Consider the following 238-nt stretch of genomic DNA (forward strand, 5'->3'; position numbering starts at 1 on the left):
GTCGCCTTCTACTAGACCTGTCACAACCACAGTATCATCTACGCCTGCTTTGTTGTTCGTTGCAGTGATCGCTGTTGCTAGCGGTTCTACAGATACGGGCTCAGTTACATATTTCACAGCCGTACGTGTACTTTCCAGCTTGTTCGCTTTCGTTACCGATACGTACGCTGTTCCGCCTGTTGCAGTAAGCAGATCGTTTTTCGAAATCGTTACTTCCGTTGCGCCGCTTGCCACAGTT

At 49.2% G+C, this 238-nt stretch carries 1 pseudogene; it reads right to left on the minus strand.

Annotation, left to right across the window (positions count from 1 at the left end):
* A pseudogene (locus FGT79_RS31550) lies at positions 1-238 on the minus strand (hypothetical protein); the annotation flags it as partial.

The sequence above is a fragment of the Paenibacillus sinopodophylli genome (assembly GCF_005930355.1).
GTDB lineage: Bacteria > Bacillota > Bacilli > Paenibacillales > Paenibacillaceae > Pristimantibacillus > Pristimantibacillus sinopodophylli.